The sequence below is a fragment of the Pirellulales bacterium genome, from assembly GCA_019636335.1.
Classification (GTDB): domain Bacteria; phylum Planctomycetota; class Planctomycetia; order Pirellulales; family JAEUIK01; genus JAHBXR01.
This window is the reverse complement of the sequence record JAHBXR010000025.1, coordinates 77900-85609: the sequence shown is the minus strand read 5'-3', so window position 1 is coordinate 85609 and position 7710 is coordinate 77900. Positions and strand designations below refer to the sequence as shown.

Annotated in this window: 9 protein-coding genes; all 9 read left to right on the top strand. The window is 63.2% G+C overall.

Annotated features, from left to right (window positions below; translation table 11 throughout):
- Window positions 1-110: 110 nt before the first annotated feature.
- Entirely contained in the window at window positions 111-1109 is a 999-nt protein-coding gene (locus KF708_20705; protein ID MBX3415117.1) for a hypothetical protein, read from the top strand.
- A gap of 197 nt (window positions 1110-1306) precedes the next feature.
- A complete protein-coding gene (locus KF708_20700) occupies window positions 1307-2128 on the top strand; it encodes a hypothetical protein (protein MBX3415116.1) in 822 nt (273 codons plus the stop codon).
- 186 nt (window positions 2129-2314) lie between these two features.
- Window positions 2315-3274 carry a PmoA family protein gene (locus KF708_20695; GenBank protein MBX3415115.1) on the top strand — a complete coding sequence of 320 codons (960 nt, stop codon included), beginning with the start codon at window positions 2315-2317 and terminating at the stop codon, window positions 3272-3274.
- Between the two features lie 212 nt (window positions 3275-3486).
- Complete coding sequence (locus tag KF708_20690; protein ID MBX3415114.1) at window positions 3487-3783, top strand: hypothetical protein; 297 nt, start codon at window positions 3487-3489, stop codon at window positions 3781-3783.
- A gap of 187 nt (window positions 3784-3970) precedes the next feature.
- Entirely contained in the window at window positions 3971-4201 is a 231-nt protein-coding gene (locus KF708_20685) for a carbon storage regulator (GenBank protein MBX3415113.1), read from the top strand.
- A 272-nt stretch (window positions 4202-4473) separates the two neighbouring features.
- Window positions 4474-5958, top strand: a complete 1485-nt coding sequence (gene ffh, locus KF708_20680; GenBank protein MBX3415112.1) for a signal recognition particle protein — start codon at window positions 4474-4476, stop codon at window positions 5956-5958.
- A 110-nt stretch (window positions 5959-6068) separates the two neighbouring features.
- On the top strand, window positions 6069-6482 hold the full coding sequence (gene rpsP, locus KF708_20675; GenBank protein MBX3415111.1) for a 30S ribosomal protein S16: 414 nt from the start codon (window positions 6069-6071) through the stop codon (window positions 6480-6482).
- 30 nt (window positions 6483-6512) lie between these two features.
- Window positions 6513-7247, top strand: a complete 735-nt coding sequence (trmD, locus tag KF708_20670; GenBank protein ID MBX3415110.1) for a tRNA (guanosine(37)-N1)-methyltransferase TrmD — start codon at window positions 6513-6515, stop codon at window positions 7245-7247.
- A 35-nt stretch (window positions 7248-7282) separates the two neighbouring features.
- A complete protein-coding gene (gene rplS / locus KF708_20665; GenBank protein ID MBX3415109.1) occupies window positions 7283-7666 on the top strand; it encodes a 50S ribosomal protein L19 in 384 nt (127 codons plus the stop codon).
- The last annotated feature ends 44 nt before the right edge of the window (window positions 7667-7710 follow it).

Below are 7710 nucleotides of genomic sequence, written 5' to 3'. Positions count from 1 at the left end.
CTTGAAAGTCGAGCACTGGTCGTGAGCCATCGGCCTGGCACATGGCAGAACAACTCGTTAGGCCGCCACAAACGGCGCAGCGCCTTTTCTACGACAAGGAAGTCGAGACCATGCGAAATCCGACTCGAACCATTGGATTCCTGCTGGCGCTGGCCTGGGTGGGTTGGCTGATTGGATCGGCGCACACGCACGCGGCGCCACCGCTTAGCAAGGGTAAGGACTGCATCTGCGCGCCGAACTCTCAATCGTATGGTTACTATCCCGCGCGCTGGCGTCGCTGGCCCGGGCCACACATGCATGGAATGCCGACGCCGGCCATGCTGGGGCCCGACGGCAGCTACATGGAAGAAATGCCCGAGTTGCTGCCTCCGGCAAATGAGCAAGCCCCACGACGCGGCCCGAGTCTTCCCACGCCGGCGAGTCCGACGGAAACGCTCCCCGCGGATTCGACCGATACCACGCCGCCGAGCGAAGCGGAGACGGCCCCGCCGTCGACCACCACTCCGCCGAGTGCGCCGCCAACGCGTCCTAGCACGAAGCCAGCCGAGCCCGCGGCGCCGACGCTGCCACCGGTGACGCTGCCCGACAATCCGCTGGCCCCGCCGGCCGATCTCGATGACGACCCGGTCCCCTCGTTGCCTCAATCGATGCGTGAGACGCAGGGCCGGAATATTCCGGCGTTGGCACAGATGCCACGTCGTACGACAACGCGAGCCTATATTCCGCCGAAACAAGAGCCCCAGGGCCTGGATGAGACGGGCCTGCCACTACTGCCCGGCGTAAGCGAAGCGAACCAGGGGCCGATTCAAATCAAGACAATCCCCGCCGAAACACCCCCTTCTGACACAGCGGCACCGGTCGAGGCCGTGCCCGAACTGATCGAACCGGCTCCCTCCGCGCAGCCACTCGACAATGCGGCGGCGAACAAGTGGACTCGCCATCGCGAAAACCCGCTGCGTGGAAGCGGAACATCGCGCGACGTGCAGTCCGCCGCGCATTGGCAGACGCCAGCGCCAGCAGCGCCGGCAGTGAAACGCCCGACCGCCACGGCGCCACGCTCCCTGCCCCCCGCTCCGGCCACGACGCTGAGAAGCAATCCGTTGCGTTAGGATCGGGGAGAGCAAGCGGTGCTGTCCGGCATTGCATGCGGCCAGACACCGCGATGCCATTCAACCGTTCAAGAGGGTGACGGGTTGCGGTTTACGCCGCCCCGTCGCGACGCTATTCTCCGCCCCTCTTCTGCTCGCATTTCGAAACACCCTCGTGGGCCAAGCCTGGGCCGCCAGAGCCGGGAAAGGATCTTCCCATGTCGACTTCCCTTTCGCGCGGAATCTTTTTCGGCGTCGTCTTATCGTTGGGGCTGGGGGGCGCTCGATTCTCCGCGGCCGAGGAGTTTCGCATCGAGACGCGGGTGTTCAAGGGGGGCGATGCGCAGCCGTTGAACTCGACCACGACGTTGTTTCGCGACGGGCGCGTCTACGACATTCCCCACACGCCGATCGGCCCGTGGGAAGTCACCATCTTCGATCCGCGACATGGGCGTTTCATTCTGCTCGACACGAAGCGCAAGTTGAAAACCGAGCTGCAAATGTCGGTGATCGACGAATACGTGGAAGGCCAGCGCGAACGTGCGCGGAAGGGGGACAGCCCGTTTCTTCAGTTCCTGGCGGATCCGGAATTCCAGGAGTCGTACGACGAGAAGCAGCAAGAGGTCGAGCTCGAAAGCGAGTTCATTACCTACCAACTCACGACGCAACAAGCGGCCTCGCCCCAAGCGATGCAGCAATACGGCGACTTTGCCGACGGCTTTACGAAGCTGAGCCCCGTGCTGGAGATAGCCGCTCCGCCCCCCTTTGCTCGACTGGTGGTCAACCAGGCGCTGCGCGAGAGGAATTTGATTCCCGACCGGGTGGAGATGACCGCCCGGCCGAACGGCGCCATCGGCGGCAAGGAAGTCTTCCGCCTGCGCAGCGAGCATCACGTTACCTGGAAGCTGCTCGCGGACGATCAACGACGCATCGACACGATCGGCAACCAAATGGCCACCTACCGGCTGGTGGACTTCAAGGAGTTTCGTCGACCGGTCGAAACGACCGCGAACTCGACGAAAGGACAAGCCGCGCGTTAGGTTCTTGGCGGCGACCAATCTGCTTCGACGCCCCGATCGATGGCGTCTCGGCCGGCGTCTTTCTTGGGCATTCGGCGACCGTAGCATCTGGTTCCTGCGGCAGGTACGATATTTCCTGTCCGTCGCGGGGGCCTTGCTGCGCCCCTCTGACTTCCTTCCTGCCTACTGCCCGAGAGGGATTCGACCATGTTTCGTTCTGCGCTCTCCTTGTTGTTGGTTCTGGGAGCAAGCTGCGCCTGCGATGGTTGCTGCAGCGACAAGGCCGACGCGGCCGAGTTTGCCGTCGAGCGAAACGACCAGGGGGTCACGGTGAAGCTCGACGGCGAAGTCTTTACCGAATACCTGATCGACAAGGGGCCCAAGCCGATTCTCTGGCCGATCGTGGGACCGACGGGCAAGAACATGACCCGGGCCTACCCGATGCAGCGCATCAAGGGGGAGATGATGGACCATCCCCATCATCGCTCGCTCTGGTTCACGCACGGTGACGTGAACGGCATCGACTTCTGGAGCGAATCGGGGAAGAACGGCAAGATCGTGCATCGCGATTTCGTCGAGGTGTCGGGGGGGGCCGAGGCCAAGATCGTGACGAACAACGATTGGGTCGATCGCGAAGGAAACAAGATCTGCGAAGACACGCGGACGCTCAAGTTTCACCAGGTGGGCGAGCTGCGGGCGATCGACTTCGACATCACGATCCGCGCCCTGGAAAGCGCCGTGACGTTCGGCGACACGAAGGAAGGCTCGTTCGGCATTCGCATTCCCACCTCGATGGACGTGGAGCGACGCCCGTCGGGGGGCAAGATCGTCAACAGCAATGGCGATACGGACGGCACTGCCTGGGCCAAGAGCGCTGCCTGGGTCGATTACCACGGGCCGGTCGAAGGGGAAGAACTCGGCATTGCCGTGTTGAACCACCCGTCGAGCTTCCGTTTTCCCACGCATTGGCACGTGCGAACGTACGGGCTGTTTGCGGCGAACCCCTTCGGACTGCACGACTTCGAACCCAACGCGGGCAAGGACGGCAAGCACACGCTCGAGCCGGGCGAGTCATTCACGCTGCGCTACCGCGTGCTCTTCCACCAGGGGGACGAGAAGTCGGCAAAGATCGCCGAGGCTTTCGAGGCCTACAGCCAGGAAAAATAGGTGCGAACGTGCGCGACATCAGATGTCGTCCCCACGGGTAGGGGCGCGCCGTCAAAAGTGCTACGATCCTTCATATTGTTCCTACCAGAGCGGAAGTAGTCATCCTATTCTGCCGATAGCTCATAGTGTCGGCATCCTTCCCATCCTTTCCTTTCCGCAAGATGTTCTGTGCTTGTGCAGATCATCTGCGCCTCAAGGAGAACTCTTCTTCCATGCTCGCTCATTCAGCCGAGATACAAACTCTGGATGACTTAAAGGCATACGTGAATGAGACTTTACGACACTTCGATCGACTTGAAGCAGACGCTTTTCCAATGACCGAGCGGATTTTGATGCGGGGCAACAACCCTTGCGGCATGTACTTCTGCTTGCATGGCCCACGCGCGGTGCTGTTTTCGGCGATTTGGGAGACGGATCGCAACACGGTGCTGTTTTACGGTTCGAACGGAGAGCGTCTGCACAAGACCCAACTCGTCGAGGCGCCGGTCTTGGAACTGGCGGCGGCTTGAGGGGGAGGAGATTTTTTTCGAGCGGAAGCGGCCACCTTCCGCCCGCCACGCGACGGCAAGTTCTTGCCCAACCGTCGTTAGCGTCGCGGCAAACCAAACCAGGGAAAAAGGCCGTCTCAGGGACTTGACGGCCCAGGTTTGGTTGGTATACATAAATACACTACATCCAACACACGGAGGTGACCTCATGCTGGTACTTTCGCGCAGGGAAAGCGAGCGAATCAAGGTCGGCGATTCGATCATCGTGACCGTAGTCCGAGTCGTGGGAGACAAGGTGCGACTGGGCATCGAAGCCCCGCCCAATGTCCTGGTCTTGCGAGACGAACTGAAACCCCACGAGGTGGTCGAGCCGGTGCTTTCCTTGGGCAATGACGGTGCGTCGGCCGAACCGGCGCGGTGTACGAGGCGTGCGGGCTGAGACCTGGGCCCGCCAGACGCGTGCTGAATTCGCATTCGAGCGCCCCCAGACAGGCGTGGCTGTCTGGGGGCGTTTTTTTTGTGCGTGGGGGGGAAAGGGGACAGGGGCCGAATGCTACTGTCTCGGCCGGGCCGGGGGAGCGCGCCGCGGTGAGAAACCTGGCGGCCGGCAGAAATGGGGGCCAAGTATCTGCCCTCAAACCACTTCCGCATGCCGCGGCGAATTCTTACAATGAGCGTTTTTGTCCCTCCGCCCAGGGCCACGCTCCGGCCATGTTCGAATCGCTGCAACAAGGACTCGAGTCCGCCCTGAAGACGCTGTCTGGCAAAGGCAAGCTGTCTGAGTCGAACATGCGCGAAGGCCTCGACCGGGTGCAGCAGGCACTGCTCGAGGCGGACGTCAGCTTCCCGGTGGTGAAGGACTTCATCGCGCGGGTGAGCGAAGAGGCGGTCGGCGAGCGCGTGCTCAAGTCGCTCAATCCGACGCAGCAGTTGGTCGGCGTGGTGCATCAGGAATTGGTGAACCTGATGGGGCCGGTCGATCATTCGTTGCACCTGCGCAACGACGCGACCGTGCTGATGATGTGCGGTCTGCAGGGCTCGGGCAAGACGACGACCTGCGGCAAGCTCGCGCGGATGCTGAAAGAGCGTGGACGCAAGCCTTACCTGGTGGCGGCCGACTTGCAGCGTCCGGCGGCGATTCACCAGTTGCACGTGCTGGGCGAACAGCTTGGCGTGCCGGTCTATTCGGAGCAGGGCTCGAACGATCCGGTGGCCGTTTGTCAGAACGCGGTCAAACGCGCCAAGCAAGAGGGCGCGGACGTCGTCATCCTCGACACGGCCGGCCGCTTGCACATCGACGAAGAGTTGATGTCGCAGTTGCGACAGATCGATCGGCGCTTGAGTCCCGAACAGGTCTACCTCGTCGTCGACGGCATGACGGGCCAGGACGCCGTGAACAGCGCGAAGGCCTTCAACGAGGCGCTCGAGCTCGACGGCGTGATCATGACGAAGCTCGACGGCGACGCTCGCGGCGGCGCGGCGCTGTCGGTGAAGCACGTCACCGGCGTTCCGATCAAGTACATCGGCGTGGGCGAGCATCTCGACGCGCTCGAGGAATTCCATCCCGATCGCATGGCGGGACGCATCCTGGGCATGGGGGATGTCCTGACCCTGGTCGAACAGGCGCAGCAGAAGTTCGATCAGGACGAGATGGCGCGGCAGGAAGAGTTGCTGCGCAAGGGGGAGTTCACGCTCGATGACTTCCGGCGGATGATGACCCAGGCCCGTAAGCTTGGGCCGATGGGGAAGATCCTCGAGATGCTGCCCGGCATGGGGGGCATGCGCGACATGCTGGCCGGCGCGGATACCGAAGGGGAAATGAAGCGCCTGTTCGGCATGATCGACTCGATGACGCCGGCCGAGCGGCGGAATCCCAGCAAGACAATCGACCAGAGCCGGCGGCGACGCATCGCGGCGGGGGCGGGGGTCGAGCCGCATGCCGTGAACGACCTGGTCAAGCAGTTCGAGTTCATGTCTGCCATGATGAAGGACATGGCCGGCAGCAGTATCCGCGAGCGCATGAAGAAGATGCAGGAGCTGCAGCAGGGGGGCTTCTTCAATCCGGGGGCCAAGCTGGCCAAGTCCAAGCAGGGGACCGGCAAGCGGCTCACCTCGGAAGAGCGATCGAAGCTGCGCAAGCAGCGTGAGAAAGAGGCCCGCCGCCGCAAGCGAGCGGGACGCGACGGCGGGGGCTAACCACGGGCCAAAGCCCCGGCCAAGAGTTTGGTCCATTCCGGAGCGAATCGCTCCGGTCGAAATACAAGAGTTTCAACCGACAACAATCGTTCGAAGCACGGGAGACCTACGTGGCAGTCAAGATCCGCATGAAACGGCTGGGGCGGAAGAATCGTCCCTTCTATCGCATTTGTGCCGTCGACTCGCGCCGTCCGCGCGATGGCAAGGTGATCGAAGAGCTGGGCACTTACGATCCGCTGGTCCGCGAGACCGATGCCCGTACGACGCTCAACAACGAGCGCGTGAAGTATTGGCTGGGGGTCGGCGCGCAGCCGAGCGAGGCCGTGGGCGTGCTGATCAAGAAGTATGGTGAGAATGGCACGCACGTGGCCGCCATGCAGGCCGCGCGCGAGCGGATCGCCTCGGGCCGCGAAGTTCCGCCAGCGCCGACGCCGGTAGTGACCGCTGAGTCGCGCAAAAAGGCCGAAGCCGCCGAGGCTCCGGCCGAAGCGCCCGCCGAGGCCGCGGAAGAGTCTGCCGAATAGTTGCGAGGATCGTGCCGCCGAGCGAATGCTATGCGATTCGACGTGCTGACCTTGTTCCCGGAGATGTTCTCCGGTTATCTCGGGCAAAGCCTGTTGAAGCTGGCGATCGAGCGGGGGCTGGTCGATGTGCGGCTGCGGAACCTGCGCGATTGGGCCAAGGGACCGCACCAGCAGATCGACGATCGACCGTTTGGCGGCGGGCCGGGCATGGTGCTCATGGCCCCACCGGTGGTCGAAGCGGTCGAGGCGGTGCAGGCCGAGCTGCCCGAGCCGGGGCATCTGGTGATGCTCACGCCGCAGGGACGCAAGCTCGAGCAGCGCGTGATCGAGGAATTAGCGACCAGGCCGAGACTGCTGCTGCTGTGCGGGCGGTACGAAGGGTTCGACGAACGAGTACGCGAGATCTTGCACCCGGATGAAATCTCGGTGGGAGACTTCGTGCTCAATGGCGGTGAAGTGGCGGCGATGGTGGTGATCGACACGGTGATCCGCCTGGTGCCGGGAGTGCTGGGAGACGAGCGCAGCCCGCGCGAAGATTCGTTCTCGAGCGACAATCGATTATTGGAGTTTGGACAATACACGCGGCCGCGAGAGTATCGCGGCCACCAGGTGCCCGAGGTCTTGCTGAGCGGCAATCATCCGGAGATTGCCCGCTGGCGTCGCGAGCAGAGCCTTGCCCGCACGCGAGCGCGGCGCGCCGACCTGCTGGACGAAAGCGATACCCCCACGACCACGAACGATCAGGCCGTAGCGCGGCCGAGGTAGGCGCGCTCGCGGCAGACTGGGAAAGGATATGAGTCATGAGTCAGCAAGTGCTTAAGCTCGTCGAACAGTCGAGCCTGCGTGGCGATGTGCCCGAGTTCGCCATCGGCGACACGGTCGACGTCCACACGCGCATTCTGGAAGGCAATAAAGAGCGCATCCAGATTTTCAACGGCGTGGTGATTGCCCGGGCCGGTTCGGGCAGCCGCGAGACGTTCACGGTGCGGCGCATCGTGCAGGGGGAAGGGGTCGAGCGCAAGTTTCCGCTCCACTCGCCGCGCGTGGCCAAGATCGAAGTGAAGCGCAGCGGCGTGGTGCGCCGCGCGAAGCTGTACTTCCTCCGCGAGCGCGTCGGCAAGGCCGTCCGCCTGCAAGAACGCCGCGTGCGCGATCGCAAGGCCGAAGGCGCAGCGGCGAAGTAGCGCGGTACCGCTGGACAAGCTGGGTCGCGGAGCGACAAGAGGAT